At 39.5% G+C, this 17,305-nt stretch carries 10 protein-coding genes; 8 read left to right on the top strand and 2 right to left on the bottom strand.

All coding sequences use genetic code 11. From position 1 onward, the window contains the following. The first annotated feature begins 36 nt into the window (after positions 1 to 36). The 8 genes from H6G79_RS06510 to H6G79_RS06545 all read left to right on the top strand — a co-directional run bounded on the left by H6G79_RS06510 (position 37) and on the right by H6G79_RS06545 (position 15,132). Entirely contained in the window at positions 37 to 2,205 is a 2,169-nt protein-coding gene (locus H6G79_RS06510; RefSeq protein ID WP_190590518.1) for a hypothetical protein, read from the top strand. A gap of 74 nt (positions 2,206 to 2,279) precedes the next feature. Then, entirely contained in the window at positions 2,280 to 5,012 is a 2,733-nt protein-coding gene (locus tag H6G79_RS06515; RefSeq protein ID WP_190590517.1) for a hypothetical protein, read from the top strand. Between the two features lie 83 nt (positions 5,013 to 5,095). Beyond that, the gene (locus H6G79_RS06520) at positions 5,096 to 7,435 is read left to right on the top strand and encodes a CHAT domain-containing protein (protein WP_190590516.1); all 2,340 of its coding nucleotides are present in this window, start codon (positions 5,096 to 5,098) and stop codon (positions 7,433 to 7,435) included. Positions 7,436 to 7,520: 85 nt separating this feature from the next. Next, positions 7,521 to 9,275, top strand: coding sequence for a ShlB/FhaC/HecB family hemolysin secretion/activation protein (locus H6G79_RS06525; RefSeq protein ID WP_190590515.1), 1,755 nt, complete (start codon positions 7,521 to 7,523; stop codon positions 9,273 to 9,275). Positions 9,276 to 9,672: 397 nt separating this feature from the next. Continuing rightward, the gene (locus tag H6G79_RS06530) at positions 9,673 to 10,488 is read left to right on the top strand and encodes an SDR family oxidoreductase (RefSeq protein ID WP_190590514.1); all 816 of its coding nucleotides are present in this window, start codon (positions 9,673 to 9,675) and stop codon (positions 10,486 to 10,488) included. Between the two features lie 292 nt (positions 10,489 to 10,780). Beyond that, complete coding sequence (locus tag H6G79_RS06535; protein WP_190590513.1) at positions 10,781 to 12,340, top strand: GMC oxidoreductase; 1,560 nt, start codon at positions 10,781 to 10,783, stop codon at positions 12,338 to 12,340. Between the two features lie 415 nt (positions 12,341 to 12,755). Then, on the top strand, positions 12,756 to 13,826 hold the full coding sequence (locus H6G79_RS06540; RefSeq protein ID WP_190590512.1) for a DMT family transporter: 1,071 nt from the start codon (positions 12,756 to 12,758) through the stop codon (positions 13,824 to 13,826). A 136-nt stretch (positions 13,827 to 13,962) separates the two neighbouring features. Then, positions 13,963 to 15,132 carry a peptidoglycan-binding protein gene (locus H6G79_RS06545; protein ID WP_190590511.1) on the top strand — a complete coding sequence of 390 codons (1,170 nt, stop codon included), beginning with the start codon at positions 13,963 to 13,965 and terminating at the stop codon, positions 15,130 to 15,132. Here H6G79_RS06545 and H6G79_RS06550 read toward each other — a convergent pair. Further along, entirely contained in the window at positions 15,127 to 15,582 is a 456-nt protein-coding gene (locus tag H6G79_RS06550) for a DUF2141 domain-containing protein (RefSeq protein ID WP_190590510.1), read from the bottom strand. The genes H6G79_RS06545 and H6G79_RS06550 overlap by 6 nt on opposite strands. A gap of 214 nt (positions 15,583 to 15,796) precedes the next feature. Further along, positions 15,797 to 17,203: an ATP-binding protein gene (locus H6G79_RS06555; RefSeq protein WP_190590509.1), complete on the bottom strand. Its 1,407-nt coding sequence runs from the start codon at positions 17,201 to 17,203 to the stop codon at positions 15,797 to 15,799. Positions 17,204 to 17,305: the final 102 nt, after the last annotated feature.

Here is a 17,305-nt window from a genome sequence, read left to right on the forward strand (position 1 = left end):
CTCAGCACTCAGCACTTTTAACTCAGCACTCTATTTATGGCAGTTAATCTCGTTAACACTAAAATTTCTACACAAGTATTGAACTTTCAACCGGGTGGTTTACCAGCTTCTTTTGAAGTGACTGTAGTTAATGAAAGCAATCAGTTTGCTTCGTTTCAAATCGAAATCATTGCGGCTGGTGGTGGTGAAAGTTTGGGGACTAATTGGTACAGTATTAAACCTGCGGTGAGCGCGAAAAATCCACCAGGGGATAGTACAAAATTTGAAGTCACAATTACTAATACACCTGTTGCCGGTTTTATCGGCAAAATGAACTTGATTGTGCGAATTTTTTCGCTAGAATTGCGGGATGAAGACAGACAATTGCTGCGGTTAATAGTTGAAGCAGGTGTTGGTGCTGTACCGATGCAGGTTGAGTTACTAATCCGAGAATTTACAACTCAACCACAGGGAACAATTGAGATTCCTGTGAGGGTTTTTAATCCTAGTCAGCTACCTGCGAGTGTTTCTTTAAAACCGATTGGACTTAAACCCCAATGGTTTATTAATGGCGATGAAAAACTATTACCAGTTCCACCAGGTAATAAAGCAGAAACTTCATTTTTATGTCAGTTACCAATTGCTGAAGAAGTACCGAGTCAAGCATATCCTTTTACCATTGAGGCTAATTATCCGAATGGACTTCCATCTAGTAGTCGAGAAGGCGTAGTTAATGTTACTCCGTCTGGGTTTGTTGATTTTCAATGCACACCAGAAAAACAACAAATACCTGCATATCGTCCTTGGCTACCACAATTAAAAATTAACTATACTACTTACCAACTTGAATGCAAAAATCACAGCAATATAACTCAAAAGGTAAGTATTGAAGTTAAAGAAGATGAGGAAAATAAGCGGAAATGCTTTTGGGAAGTACACCCAGAATTTGTAGAAGTAAATCCAGGAGAAGTTAAAAATTTACAATTATTAATTAGTAAGCGGCGGTGGTGGTTAGGGTGGAAGGAAAAACGGGCATTTAAAGTTAAGGCTGTTGTACCAGATAACCGCGTTAATATTAATAATGAGAATCAATATTTACAACTCATTATTCATCCAATTTTACATCCTTGGCTACAGATGGGCTTAGGATGTCTCTTACTATATTTACTTTGGTATATATCATGGTTAAATCCGAATAATCCGTTGTTTGGTCATCGTGATGCTGTGACATTTGTACAGTTTAATGGAGTAGGCGATCGCGCTGTGAGTAGTTCCCAAGACCAAAGTATTATTAGATGGAATATTGCAGGTTTTACTAATCCCTTGATTAACCAAGATGATGGCAGAATGGCTAAAAAGATTGGTAAATCTGTGCGAATTGTACGCTATAAACCTGTGAGTAATGATGTAGTCGCCGCAGGTTTAGAAAACGGAGAAATCCAAATTTGGGATGTACTTGGTGGGACAAAAAAACCAAAAGCAACTTTTTCACTTGAAGGTGAGAAATCAGATCGGGTTTTAAGCTTAGAATTTAGCCAAGATTCTCACTTTTTATTTAGCGGTCATGGTAGTGGTGTAGTGGCGCAATGGGATGTAAATAGCGCATTGTTAGATGATGAGAAAACTATGACTAACCCGATTAATAGTAAGAATTTCAACTTTCCTGTATATGCTCTTGCTACTGTTGGACATGATAAACAAAATTTAGTCATTGCTGGGAGATATAACAATTTAGCTATCTGGAATTTTACCAAAGATAAATTATGGAAAATTCCCTATAATCGCCCAGGTAGCCAAAACGATTATATTGTCAGTATGGATAGTCCTGATTACAAACCACATTTATTAGCAACAGCCGATAATAGGGGACAAATTACATTATGGGATATGCACCAATGTTTAAAAAATAGTAACAATCAATGTCAAATTTTAGAGAAATGGTCTGATGGTCATGGTGAGAAAGCAGTGCGTTCTGTGGCGTTGAGTCGAGATGGTTGTTATTTAGCTAGTGGTGGTGATGATAATCGCGTTATGCTATGGTCTTTAACTCAAGAAGGTAAAAGAATTTCTCCAGTTGGTCAAGAAATACGTAAGGAAAAACAAAGATTTAATAGTGTAGATGTGAAAGTTGTGAAGAATAAAATTTTGATTATTAGTGGTAATGATGATCATAAAGTCAGGTTAGATATTAGAGATTTAAATAAAAATGTTGGTTGTAAACAATAATGATGAAAACTAATAGACGTAGTTAAAATCTTTTTTACTTTTACCTTTTTACTTTTAAATTTTTGGGGGTAAACATGACTGCCATAAATTCAAGAACTAGTAATTCCCAACTCGGTTTGAGTATGGCAGATGTGTTACTGTTACCCCCACAGCAGCGCAAAATTGTCCAGTGGTTAATTAAGCATCCTGATAGCGTTACCCTCACCCAAGTATCAATTCATTTAGATTTAAATCAACAAGCAACTTTAGCTTTATTAGATGAATTAGTTGACGAAGGTTTTGTCCAGCAAATCTTAACTGGTGGTGAGGTGAAATATCGCGTTAATTTGGCAGCAAAACGCGGTATTCAACAACAAAATCTGCAACAAACTCTTGCGCCGGGAAATCCTCTGGCGATTATTTTTAATCCTTCTGGTGATTATGCAGTCCAGGCTGGGGGAAAATTTGACCTGAATGTAACGGTTACTAATAAAGGTCAAGAAAGTGCCTTAATTGATATTTTTATTGATGAATTATCGCCGCAATTAATTCAATGGTGTGATGCACCAAAGCAAAGGTTAGCACTGAGTCCAAATTCTGTGGGTGAGGTGTTATTTGAATTTCAAGTACCTGTAACAGCAATTCCCAGCACTTATAACTATGCAATTGTTGTTGATGCGCCGCTACATTATCCTGAAGATACGCCAATTCGACATGGGGCAAAAATTCAGGTTTTACCAGCAATTGAAACGGTAGTTAGAGTTAGTGACCCAACTTTTAGCTTACTACCTTTAACAAGTTCGCGATCGCCTGCCAAAATTCCCCCAGGCGGAATCTTGCAAGTTAATGTTAATGTCCACAACCGTTCGGATAGGGTAGACAGATTTCGCCTCAGTTGTCTTGATTTACCCGAAGAATGGGTGAGTATCCGCTATCCCGAAGGCTTGGAAACCGCCGGACTTGTCATCCCGAATATGGGTTTGAATCTCAACCCCGGCGAGAAAGGAGAAATATTACTTCAGTTTCAACCACCACTAGGCGCAAACGCCGGACTTTATTACCCCAGCATCCGCTTGTATTCGGCGAATAATCCCGATTTGATGCTGTTGGACGTGATTTATTGGGAAATTTTACCCTCTTATCTGCTAAATGCAGAAATGCTGATTGTGGTAAATCGGGTGAGACGCAAAGGTGGAACTTTTGAAGTTAAATTCACGAATGCGGGTAATACTGTCAGGGAAATTACTTGTCAAGCGGTTCCTGTCGATGAAGATCAGGTGTGTACTTACGTAACTTCGCCAACGGTTTTACGTGTATTACCAGGGGAAAAAGCTGCAACCCAAGTGACAGTCACACCTGTGAAATGGTGGTATCGTCCCATGTTCGGCGCGGGAAGATTGCTGAATTTTCGCATTGAATTAACAGATCAGCAACAATTCCCTTTACCAAACCCCGCCTTACCAGGAAGCTTAATTTGGGAACCGCGTCCGTGGTGGCAATTTTTACTTGTATTACTGACGGCGTTAGGAATTATTGGTGCGATCGCATTTTTGATTTGGCTGTGGTTATTCCGTCCCCCAGCAGTTCCTAAAATTTTGCAATTTCTCTCATCCGACGCTACTTATCAAGCATCCAACAATGATTTTATTCGCCTAAGTTGGCAAATTCGCCACCCCAAAAAATTGCAAACTATATCTTTAACTGGCTTATTTGCTGATGGTACGGCGGCGGTACAACCAATAATTTATACCTTTAACGGTAAACTTCCCCAAGAACTACAACCATTTTGTCAAATGGGTGCAGTGTTAACTTGTTCTAATGTACCCACAGATGCGCGTAAACCAGGAGAATATACTTTTCAACTACAAGCATTTGCTAATAATAATCCCGACTTACCAGCCGACACAATTAAAACCAATACGATTAAAATTGTCCCCATTCCCCCACCGCAAATTTTAGAATTTTCCCCAGCACAATCTGTTTACCAAGAAGTTAAACCTAGCACTACCAAAATTAGTCCAGATACCATTCGCCTCAACTGGAAAATTAACGATTTAGATAAAATCAAAGAATTACGAGTAATTGGGCGATCGCTAGAAAATTTAGTCAACAGTCCACTGCAAACTTATAATGTTACTCAAGGCATCCCCGACACTATCAAAGCCTTTTGTAAACAACAAGATAATCAACTAAATTGTCGTAAAATTCCTGCTAACAATCGCGGCGCAGGCGACTATATATTTGAACTGCAAGTATTTACTAAAACCGACATAGATAAACCAAGTATTACTCAAAAAACAGACTTAGTAAAAGTCCAACCTCTACCCAGCAAAATTCTCGAATTTAAAATTGATGGTAACAACCCACTACCAAAATATCCCATAGTAATTAATCCCCTTAAACCTAACAAACCTCTCAACTTATCTTGGAAAGTCGAAGGTAGTAATAACATTAAAGTCGAACTTCTTCCCGCACCCGGAGACATCCCCCGTAACGGTACAATACCTTACCCAGTTAATCAACAACCCGGTAGCGAAACCATCACTTTACAAGTCACTAATTCCACTGGTGAAAAAGTAACTCGTTCCGTCACCATCGAAACTTTTTTACCACCTAATTCCGCAACCAATCAACCACAAATACCACAATTAGAAGGCGCAAAACCAGAAATTCCCACCCCACCCACACCCCCAACAACCCAACCCCCCGGTACTTATCCCGGAACCTCACCATCTCCAAGCAACAACACCGCACCTAATCCTAACTCTCCCACACCATCCCAACCAGATAAACTCTCACCCTTAGAACTCCCCCCAGGATTTGATTAAAACTAATCTCTCAATTTCCTCTCTGCGCCTCTGGTTACTGAGCGAAGTCGAAGTATGCGTCTCTGCGTGAGATAAAAAAGACTATGAAACCCCATCTATTATTAACAATAATCCTCCTCCTCCTCTCCCCCCTTCCCGCCAAACCATTAGACGCACAACAATATCGCGCCAACTTACTCTTAAACCTCGGTAATAGACAACTCACAAACGGACAATTTAAATCAGCCTTAGCATCATTACAAGAATCACTCAAACTATATCAAATAACAGGCGATCGCACCGGAGAAGCCACAGCTTTATTTCGCCTCGGTGACGCTTACTTTACTCTCGGTAGATATAGAACTGCGATTAACTATTACAACCAAAGTTTACAACTAACGCAAAATTTTCCTAATCAATCGCTGACAGTACAAATTTTTGAACATCTCAGCAATACATATATTACCCTGGGCGATGACAAGTTAGCGAAAAAATATCAAACACAAGCCGCAGCACTTAAAAAAGAAATTGGCAATCCCGACAGAGAAGCAGCTTTTTTAGGTAATGTTGGTTTAGATCATGATGCGGCGACTGAGTATAAACAAGCGATTGCTTTTTATTCCAAGCAATTCACAACTGCTAAGGATAATAATAACTATCAACTGCAAATTGATTCCTTACAAAACCTCGCTGCAACTTATCGTAAATTATGGCAATTTCCCCAGGCGATCGCAACTTATCAACAACAGTTAAAATTAGCCCAGCAATTAAACAATAATACCATCGTCAGCTTGACCTTTAAACAGATAGCAGAAACCTATCAAACTCAAGGTGACTTTCAAGCTGCGATCGCTTTTTATCAACAACAGCTACAACTTACCGATAAAACCCAAAAATCTGAAGTCATCCGACAACTAGGACGCGCTTATACTTTTGCCAAAGAATACGAGCAAGCGATCGCATTATATCAAGAACAATTAAACTCTGCTAAAGCAAATAAAGATAATTACACCCAAGGGACAGCTTTAAATAACTTAGCCTTTGTTTATCTCAACTCAAACAAATTCGATGAAGCTAAAACCACGCTACAAGAGAGTATTAAAACTTGGACATTGTTACGTTTAGATTTAGCTAACACAATTGATTACGCTGCGGAACAAAACAATACCTATCGCTTACTACAACAAGTTTTAATTACCCAAAATCAGCCAGAAGCCGCCTTAGAAATAGCTGAACAAGGCAGTATTATGACATTCCTACAAATAATGGGAATGCGGTTAGCTTCAGAAACCAAAGATAATAATTTAAAAACTGCACACAAGTCAATTATTTTACCGACAATTATTGATATTCAAAAAATTGCCAAATCACAAAAAGCGACTTTAGTCAAATATTCTATTATTCCTGATGATGGCTTATATATTTGGGTAATTCAGCCAACAGGAAAAATTACCTTCCGCAAGGTCAAACCCACACCAGAAAATACCTTCACTTCCACTAATTCCATTCCTGAAATAGTTGCTAGTGTTCCTAAATACCTGGGTGTGAATAGTCAAGAGAAACAAACCCAAAAGTTTGTCAATCCGTTATTACAGTTACATCAACTATTAATTAAACCTATTGCTGATTTATTACCAGAAAATCCACAAGCCCAAATAATTTTTATCCCCCAAGATGAATTATTATTTGTACCTTTCTCCGCTTTAATTGATATTTCTGGTAAATATTTAATTGAAAAACACCCAATTTCAACTGTACCAGCAATTCAAATCTTGCAGTTAGCTAAAGAACAACGTGGTAGAACAGGCGGAAGTAAAGTTGTGGTTGTGGGTAATCCTACCATGCCAAAAATTTCCCGCGCAATTAATCAAGCACCCCAACCTTTACCACAACTGATAAATTCCGAACAAGAAGCTTTAGCTGTTGCTGATTTATTTAAAACCAAAGCTTTCATTGGTAGTCAAGCAAGTAAAGCCGCAATATTACCTTTATTACCCAAAGCTAAAATCATTCATTTAGCAACTTATGGTGTATTAGATGATATCAAAAGACAAGGTATACCTGGCGGAGTTGCATTAGCTGGAGAAAATAACGGACTCCTCACCGCCAGCGAAATTCTGAATTTATATAACCAACCAAAAGGTAAACGTTTACGCGCTAGGTTAGCTTTTGTCAGTGCTGGTGAGCCTGGACATGGTAGCATAGGTAACGGCTTACTGGGTTTATCGTTAGCATTGATGACATCTGGCGTACCTAGTGTGATTGTCTCGCAATGGGCAGCACCAGATACACCAACATCTGTGTTAACTACTGAATTTTATCGTCAGTTAAAGCAAAACCCGAATAAAGCCCAAGCATTACAAAAGGCGATGTTAGCCACTATGAAGCAGTACCCTAATCCCAAAGATTGGGCAGGATTTAATTTAATTGGAGAATTACATTAAAAAATAATAAAAAAGATACATAAAATAGCAAAACCAGAAACAATAAATCTTACATAGGAGTGATTTTTTATAACCAAAATTTAAAATGTCTAATTTAAAATCTACCGTTTATTTTGGGTCATTCAAAAAACACATACATTGGCTATCTATCAGCCTGATTTTTAGTTGTGCTTGTGTTATTTTAGCTTCGCCATCCTTAGCACAAGCACCAAATCCCCAAGGAAACCCCAATCAAGACCGCTTTCCCCAGCCAGGAACAACGCCAGAACCCTTACCGCCAGAATCACAACCCCCTATACAACCAACACCAACCCCAACGCCGGAAACTCCACCCCCAGAAAGTTCGCAAACGATAAAAGTAGAGAAAATCAATGTTACCGGGAGTACAATTTTCCCTCCAGAGAGATTCCAATCAATTATTCAGACTTTAGAAGGGCGGGAAGTCACAGTTGAAGAACTACGTAAAGCGGCGGATGCGATTACCCAACTGTACCTTAACCAAGGCTACATTACTTCTAGGGCAATTTTGGTAGACCAAACCGTTAACAATGGAATAGTAGAAATTCGCGTCATTGAAGGGACAATCGAAAAAATCGAAATTCAAGGTACAAAACGGTTAAATCCTGAATATGTGCGTAGTCGTGTAGCATTAGGTACAGGTAAACCGCTTTTAACTGCTGCATTAGAAGACCAATTAAGATTACTCCGGGCTGATCCTTTATTTTCTAACGTTGAAGCTAGTTTAAGGGCGGGTAGTGGTGTTGGTCAAAGTATTTTGATAGTGCGTGTTACGGAAGCACAACCCTTTAATGCAGCTTTGACTGTTGATAATTATTCTCCTCCTAGCATTGGTTCGGAAAGATTGGGTGTGAATGCTAGTTACCGCAACCTCTCTGGGCTGGGCGATGAATTTAGTGCGGCTTATTATTTAACCACTAGGGGAGGCGCAAATATTTTTGATTTTAATTATCGCCTACCACTGAACCCGATGGATGGGACTTTACAACTGCGAACCTCATTCAATGATACGAACGTTGTCGAAGAACCATTTGCGGGTTTCGATATCAGAGGAGAATCTCAACTCTACGAAATTAGTTTTAGACAACCACTAATTAGAACACCCCGTGAAGAATTTGCCTTATCTTTAGGTTTTGCGGTGCAGAATGGTCAAACCTTTACCTTTGCAGGGCCGACACCCTTTGGTTTTGGGCCAGATGACGACGGAAATAGTCGCACCCGTGTAATTAAGTTTGGTCAAGATTATGTGGTGCGGGATCTAAATGGTGCTTGGGCATTGCGATCGCTATTTAGTTTCGGTCTTGGTATATTTGATGCTACCAGCAATCCCAGCCCTATCCCCGACGGACAGTTTTTTAGCTGGTTAGCACAAGCCCAACGAGTCCAACGCCTGAGTACAGATAGTGTATTAGTCGCCCAAGCAGAATTACAACTAACCCCCAATGCTTTGTTACCCGCCCAGCAATTTGTAGTCGGTGGTGGTCAGTCAGTACGCGGTTATCGTCAAAACGTCCGCGCTGGTGATAACGGTGTGCGCCTCACCGTCGAAAACCGTCTGACAGTTCAACGCGATGCGTCTGGTAATTCCACACTGCAAGTTTCACCTTTCTTTGATATGGCTTATGTCTGGAATGTGGATGATAATCCAAATACCTTACAACAACAAAAATTCATTGCCGGTATTGGACTGGGCATATTATTTCAACCCATACCACAGCTTGATATTAAACTTGATTACGGATATCCCTTGATAGACCTAGATGACCGGGGAAGCAACGCCCAAGATGATGGTTTTTACTTCAGTGTTGGCTATCGGTTGTAGAGGCTAGACATCCTCAGCACGTAGCCCTCAGACTGAAGTCTGGGGCTATACAAACTAAACCCGCCTACGCGGGTTCAAAACACAATTATTTTCTAAAGAAAAAATAAAAATTGCGATCGCAATTTTTAAAATATAGTAAATTAAAAATTAATCTCCTGTATAAAGTCATTTCAAGTTAAAATTCAACAGGGGTTGCGCTACATTTAAAACCTGAAAAACTAGTATTTCAGCATTATTAATCATCGAAAAAAGTGTTCTATAAAACAAAATTGAGTCTTAAATTATCAGCTTGCAAAAATTGATCGCAGGTTGCCAAATTGTTGTCAAGGTCAAATATCTACTACGTCTCATTAGCAACAAACAACTTTAACAATTCACCTTATTCCTCAGAATTGATATGACATCAATAGCGGGTAAAACAGTACTTTTAACCGGAGCATCGGGTGGTATTGGTTCATTTATTGCGCGTGCTTTAGTAAAAGAGAAAGCGACCATCATTGCTGTTTCTCGTTCCCAAGCAAAGTTGGATGAAATCTGTACAGAAATAGCGGCTTTGGGTGGTAGAGGAATTGGCATTGAATTTGATATTAGCCAAGTAACAGAATTACCAATTTTATTACATCAAATTAATCAAGTCGCAGGTCAAATTGATATTTTAATTAATAACGCTGCTGTTGAAAAATATCGACCCTTCCAGGACTATACTCTCCAAGATATTCAGTCTATTTTGACCACAAATTTAGTTGCGGGTATGGAATTAACACGCTTGATTTTACCAAGTATGTTAGCGCGAAATAGTGGTCATATTGTGAATATTGCATCTGGTTCTGGTAAAAAAGGAATGCCATACAACAGTATTTATTCAGCTAGTAAAGCAGGTTTGATTATGTGGACTGATGCTTTACGCCAAGAGTTAGCTGAGACAAATGTTGGTGTGTCGGTAGTTTGTCCTGGATATACGGAAACGGGGATGTTTTCAGCTTTGGGAGTACCTGCGCCTAGTTTAGCGCGTGTTGCACCACCACAAGAAGTTGCGATCGCAATTTTAAACGCCATCAAGCAAAATCAAGCCGAAGTAATTTTAGATGGCTTTGTTTCCAAACTTTTATTTTCTAATTTCCAGCTTTTTCCCAAATTTGGTGACTTAGTTTTTAAATGGATAGGTGTCACTAAACTCAACAAAACTTGTGCTGAAAAGCAAATGCGAGTTTGATAAAAGCATTCAGAAGTCAGGAGTCAGAATTAAATTCTATATAACTGTCGGATAAATAAACGGTGAAACATCATAGTAAATCTGCGATTTACTGGTCTTAAATTAGTGAAGAGTCTTACCTATGACTTACGCAATAACTCTCTCAGATTCTTATAGCTTCGTGTCCTTTGCGCCCTTTGCGGTTCGTTTTTTCATAATCTTGCGTAAGTCCTGTTACCCTTCGACAATCTCAGGGCATCGTTCCTAAATTCTAACTTCTCCATTCTTATTTAATTAACAGGTTTAAATATCAATGTCGAATAATCATTATGATTTTATCATCATCGGCACTGGGGCTGGTGGTGGAACTTTAGCATACAAGTTAGCCCCTAGCGGTAAGAAAATTTTAGTTTTAGAACAAGGTACTTTCTTACCTAGAGAAAAGAATAACTGGGACACAAAACAAGTATTGCAAAAAAGCTACTACCGTACTAACGATATTTGGTATGACCAAGAAAATAAACAAATCAATCCAGCCGCACATTATTATGTAGGTGGTAATACAAAATTTTATGGCGGTGCGTTGTTTAGATTACGCGAACGAGACTTTGAAGAAGTAATTCATCAAGGCGGAATTTCCCCTGCATGGCCATTAAGATATAAAGACTTTGCCCCTTATTACGACCAAGCAGAAAAACTTTACGAAGTACATGGAAATCGCGGTTTAGACCCGACAGAACCAGCAACCAATTGTGATTATCCCTTTCCTGCTATTAGTCATGAACCTTATGTTCAAGAACTATATTTAGGACTAAAAAATCAAGGTTTACATCCATTTTATTTACCTCTCGCCATTAAACTCAACGAAGTCAACCGTCATTTAAGTGCTTGCATTCGTTGTGATACTTGTGATGGTTTTCCCTGCATGGTTCATGCTAAAGGTGATGCGGAAGTTAATGGGATGCGTCCAGCGATCGCCTATAATAATGTCAAACTAATTACTCAAGCCAAAGTTGTTCGCTTACACACTAGCGCATCTGGTCGAGAAGTCACAAAAGTAGAAGCAAAAATTCAAGGACAGTCGCAAATCTTTTCTGGCGATATTGTGATTGTAGCTGGAGGTGCAATTAATTCTGCCGCATTATTACTCAAATCTGCTAACGATAAACACCCCCAAGGTTTAGCTAATAGTTCACAACTTGTAGGGCGAAATTATATGGTACATAATTGTGCAGTCGTTATGACTTTAAGCACAAAACCAAACCAAACAATTTTCCCTAAAACTTTAGCACTAACCGATTTTTATTGGGGCGAACATGATTTTCCCTATCCAATGGGTAGCATCCAATCACTGGGTAACATCCATAAAGATAGAATTATTGCCTATGGGCCGCCATTAATGCCCAATATTGTTGCCGAAAAAATAGCGAATCATTCTCTAGCTTGGTGGGTAATGAATGAAGATTTACCTGATGCAAATAATCGGATATCTGTGCAAGGCGATAAAATTGTGATTAACTATCAAAATAACAATCAAATAGCTTTTAATCGCTTAATTCAACGCTGGATTAAAACTTTAAAATCCCTTGACCAAGCTACAGAAAGTCAGCATTTTTCATTACACATCACTCAACATCTCAGCTTAGATGCTGTCGGTCATCAATGTGGTACTTGTCGTTTTGGTGAAAATCCCCAAACCTCTGTCTTAGATATTAATTGCCGTACCCACGATATTGATAATCTCTATGTTGTTGATGGCAGCTTTTTTCCTTCTAGTGCTGCTGTTAACCCATCTCTCACAATTATGGCTAATGCTTTGCGCGTAGGCGAACATTTATTAGGAAGAAGTAAGGGAGTAGGGAGTAGAGAGTAGGTAGTGGGGAGTAAATACTCATTACTCATTAAGTTTCTTTGTGTACTTTGCGTCCTTAGCGGTTCGTTACATCATTCGACGCATCTCCATACAGAATAGGTAATCATTACTCAACTCATCACTCATTACTCCCTACTCCTCACCTCACAAGTGTAGGTTTTTAACAAAGTGATGAGTAGCGACTCTAAAAATCACGATTTAATCAGAGTTCTATCCCCCTCACACCCCTACACCCATACACCCTAAATCAAGGTTTTTGGAACATAACGTAAAAAACCTACACCTGTCAGCTACTCCCCACTCCCAACTCCCAACTCACCAAACCTAAGTATTATTTCCTTCACAAAAAGACACAATTGGGTAGAATTGGTTAAAGCCATCTCTGCTCATCTGAACTAAAGGTCTCAGCAAATCCATGCAACTGAAACTCAGTGCATCTCGTCTACCCTTCGCACCTCTGTTGTTAATTGCGCCGTTTTTCCTCTGGGGAACAGCAATGGTCGCGATGAAAGGTGTTATTCCCCACACCACACCACTATTCATGGCGGGTATGCGCTTGTTACCAGCCGGAGTGTTAATTTTGGTCGCAGCCGCACTGATGGGTAGACCCCAGCCACAGGGTTGGAAAGCCTGGTTATGGATTTCTTTATTTGGGTTGGTTGATGGGACGTTATTCCAAGGCTTTTTAGCAGAGGGTTTGGTGCGAACCAGTGCCGGGTTAGGATCGGTGATGATTGATTCCCAACCTTTAGCAGTGGCTTTATTATCGCTGTGGCTATTTCAAGAACATATTGGTTTTTGGGGATGGTTAGGACTGGGTTTAGGAGTCACAGGTATTAGCTTAATTGGCTTACCGGATGAGTGGATTTTTCATTTGCTGGGTACGCAAGGAAATATCACCATTGGTAATTGGCAAGATTTATTTGCTAGTGGTGAATGGTTAATGCTGTTAGCGGCGCTGTCGATGGCTATTGGGACAGTATTAATTAGATTTGTGACACGTTATGCTGACCCGGTAAGTGCTACTGGCTGGCACATGATTATTGGTGGTTTGCCATTGTGGGGGGTGTCGGCTGTAACAGAATCTCAGCAATGGCAGAATATTGTCACACCCGATTGGCTGGCGTTGGGATATGCCACAGTATTTGGTAGTGCGATCGCTTATGCTTTATTCTTTTATTTTGCTTCTAGTGGTAGTTTAACTAGCCTCAGCTCCCTGACGTTTCTCACACCAGTCTTTGCCCTACTATTTGGTAATCTCTTCCTCTCTGAAATTCTCAGTCCGTTGCAATGGATAGGCGTTGCGCTAACATTAATCAGCATCTACCTAATTAATCAGCGAGATAACCTAGCCGGACAAAAGCAAACTCTCAATGTCACCGAAACAACTACGACACAACAGCCACAAGTTTTAGAAGTATCATCAAAAAAGCTCAATTCCGTTTCTCTCAAGGTGAGAGAACCTGAAGCGGAAACTTTACCCTAATTTGTTTACATAGCTCAAGTACTGGGGAAGAATAAATAATCACAAAAGTCTGTTAACCATACTTAACATTTAGACATAATAGAGGCTATTGTGGTATGGATAATTTCAAAATTACCTTCAGGCTAAAGCTTGCAATATGAGGCGATGTCCTTCCTCTATCCTGGTATTCATCTGGTTGACTAGTCTGGGTTTTTACCCCAACCGTCCAAGTACAGCCACATCTAACCCTACATACCCAAAAATTGCCCAATTCAATTCCCCCCAGCCCACCAAGCAGGCGGTTTTGACACTGGGTAGTCAGGGGCTGGAAGTACAAAAATTACAATCTCAATTGCAAGGTTTAGGGCTTTACAAAGGGGCGATAGATGGAGCTTACGGTTCTAGTACCCAACTGGCTGTATCTCAATTTCAAAAAACCAAGGTTTTAAAAAGAACAGATGGCGTTGCTGACCAAACAACTCAAATGAGTCTGAAATCTGCCACTGTTTCACAAAATCCGTTTCCCACTTCGCCAATTGTGGCATCACCCACCTCAGATACTCAACCTAAGCCTCCAGCCAAGTCCAAGAAAAAAGATTTTATTTGGTGGTCATTGCTCGGAGTGGGAATTTTTGGCAGTCTTGGGTTACTGCTGTTTTTCTTAAAAAGGTTGCGTCAGTCCAAGCAAGCTCAACTACCAGAAGACTCTCCACTACCCGCCTTGAGTCCAGCAGATGAAGAGTCAGTTCCTGAACCACCGCCAGAATTGGAAAGCTCAACAACTACTCCAGAAACCACCGCACCAGAAACGACATCAGCAGTACCAGCAAAAATTATCCCAGTCGAAAAAACTTCTCGTTTAGCCAAGCTCAATATTGTTGATGAATTAATTAAAGATTTACACAGCAGCGACCCAACCAAGCGGCGCAAAGCGATTTGGGACTTAGGACAGCAAGGAGATTCTCGCGCTATTCAACCTTTAGTAGACTTAATGATTGATGCTGACTCTCAGCAACGCAGCTTAATTTTGGCGGCGTTGTCCGAAATTAGCACCCGTGTTCTTAAACCAATTAACCGGGCTTTGGCTGTCTCTTTACAAGATGACAGTCCCCAAGTAAGACAAAACGCCATCCGTGACTTAACCCGTGTCTACGATACGATGGCGCAAATGAGTCAGATATTAAGCCACGCTCTCGAAGATCCAGATGCAGAAGTACAAGCAACCGCAAAGTATGCGTTAACTCAGATGAAGCGAATGCGTGGCTTGGCGGTTCAACCAAATCTACCAGAAGATGTTCCAAAAGATTCTGGGAAATCAGGCTTATAAATATTTCAGATAAATTTTGATATCTGTATTCGCACCTGCAACTAGAACCGCCGCTTCATCAAATTTGGGCGCTCGATTACGAATTTCTGGGTTTTGCGAAAATCCAAAACCTTCCAGGGGAAAACCTATGTCACTGCGATTTACAGTAAAATCGTTATTTTCATCGTGCATCACAGCGACGGCATAGTTACCTGCTTTTAAGTTGCTAAAAGTGATGGTGACAGATTTTTCTGTGATTTTAGTACATTGTCTTTCTAAAACGCGATCGCGATCGCTCGGAAATCCTTGACTACTGGCAAATATACTGGCGCAAACTTGCCCCTCTGTATTTTTTAAGCCATCAATTTCTACAGTGAGATTCCCGTTAAAACTAGCCCTAGCCATCAATGGCAAAGCCAAATTTCCCAAAGCTGCAAGCACGACGAGGCTAACTTTCAATTTTTTGCTCATAAAATTTTTTTCAAAAGAACAAATATGACTACTGTGATGAGTACGTGCAGAGTTATACTGCCATGATTTGATTAAGATTGGCAAGTATGTATAGGAATCCGGTTTGATTTCTGAATTTACTTGTGTAGGTAGGGAATAGGGAATAGGGAGTTGGGAGTAGGAAATAAGCCTGATCTGAGTGTACTGAGTTTTTTTCCCAAATCAAATACGATTCCTATATGTTATGTTTCACATCTGATGACAGTCGTACAGGGATTTGAATGATAAATTCAGTTCCTTTGCCCATTGTAGATAAACACTGTAATTGTCCACCATGCTTTTCCACAACAATTTGGTAGCTAATCGATAATCCTAAACCTGTACCTTTACCAACTGGTTTAGTCGTAAAAAATGGGTCGAATAAATGTTTTTGGATTTCTTCAGGAATCCCTGTACCATTATCAATTATCCGAATGTTGACTTGATGATCATCAGTCAATTCTGTACGAATCCAAATAGCTGGTTTGTTTAATAAGCTAGAATTGTGAGAATTTAATTCTGAATTTTTGACAATTGCCTCTTGTATTGCATCAATAGCATTAGACAAAATATTCATAAAAACCTGATTGAGTAGTCCAGCGTAACACTCTATGGGTGGAATTTGACCATACTCTTTGATAATGCTAATTTGTTTACCATTGATTTCTTCTTTGAGGCGACTAGATAAAATTAACAGTGTACTATCAATCCCTTCATGAATATCAACTATTTTTTTCTCAGCTTCATCAAGGCGAGAAAAATTGCGTAAAGATTGGACAATTTGCCGAATGCGATCGCAACCTAATTTCATTGATACCAACAAATTTGGAAAATCAGATGCAATATACTCTAAATCTATATCGGAAATCTTATGTTTAATTTTTTTGGCTGGCTCTGGATACTTTTGTTGATACAAACAAATTAGTTCCAGTAAATCTTGAGTATAGCCAACAGCATGAACAAGATTGCCTGCAATAAAGTTGATAGGATTGTTAATTTCGTGAGCGATACCAGCCACTAATTGTCCTAATGCTGCCATTTTTTCATTTTGCAATAAACGAGTATAGTTATTTTGCAAATCTTGAAAACCAGCTTTAGCAAGTTGTGATTGTTCCTCCGCAAACTGGAGATGAGTTAAAGTTAAGGCATAAATTTGAGAATAGGCTAAAAGTAATTGATGAAAATCAATAAGACCATACTTTTCTGATGTAGCTGCTACTAGAATTGGTTCATAAGCAATGTGTAAGGATCTTTGTAATGCTTTCTGAGTCGCTTCTACAACTGTCGTTTCTCCAGGAATCATCAATAAATCTGGCTGAAGAAAGTTATATAAATTTTCAATTGGTCGGCGCGAAAATAATCCAAAACTATAGGGACGGCTCATATTCTCAAAAAACTTTTGCCGCGAAATCATGCCTCGAAAACTTTGGTTTTTAGTCAAAATAATCCCTGGAAGTAAAGGTTCTTGACTAAAAAGTCTAATTAGCTCATCTCCAGGACAATCTAATTCAACCTGAATTTGCCACATTGGTAATTCTTGCAAAGTTGACTCTAATCGCAGATTAAGCTCATGAGTATTTGTCATGCTATGTATAGCAAGCATAAAATCAATCCTTTGCATTTTTGGGTGATATTTCCCAGCTTCGCCCTGAACTATGGTTACAAATTCAGGTACGAAAAAAGCCAGTATTGCCGTATTTAGTTT

It is taken from the genome of Anabaena sp. FACHB-83, from assembly GCF_014697485.1.
Taxonomy (GTDB): domain Bacteria; phylum Cyanobacteriota; class Cyanobacteriia; order Cyanobacteriales; family Nostocaceae; genus Nostoc_B.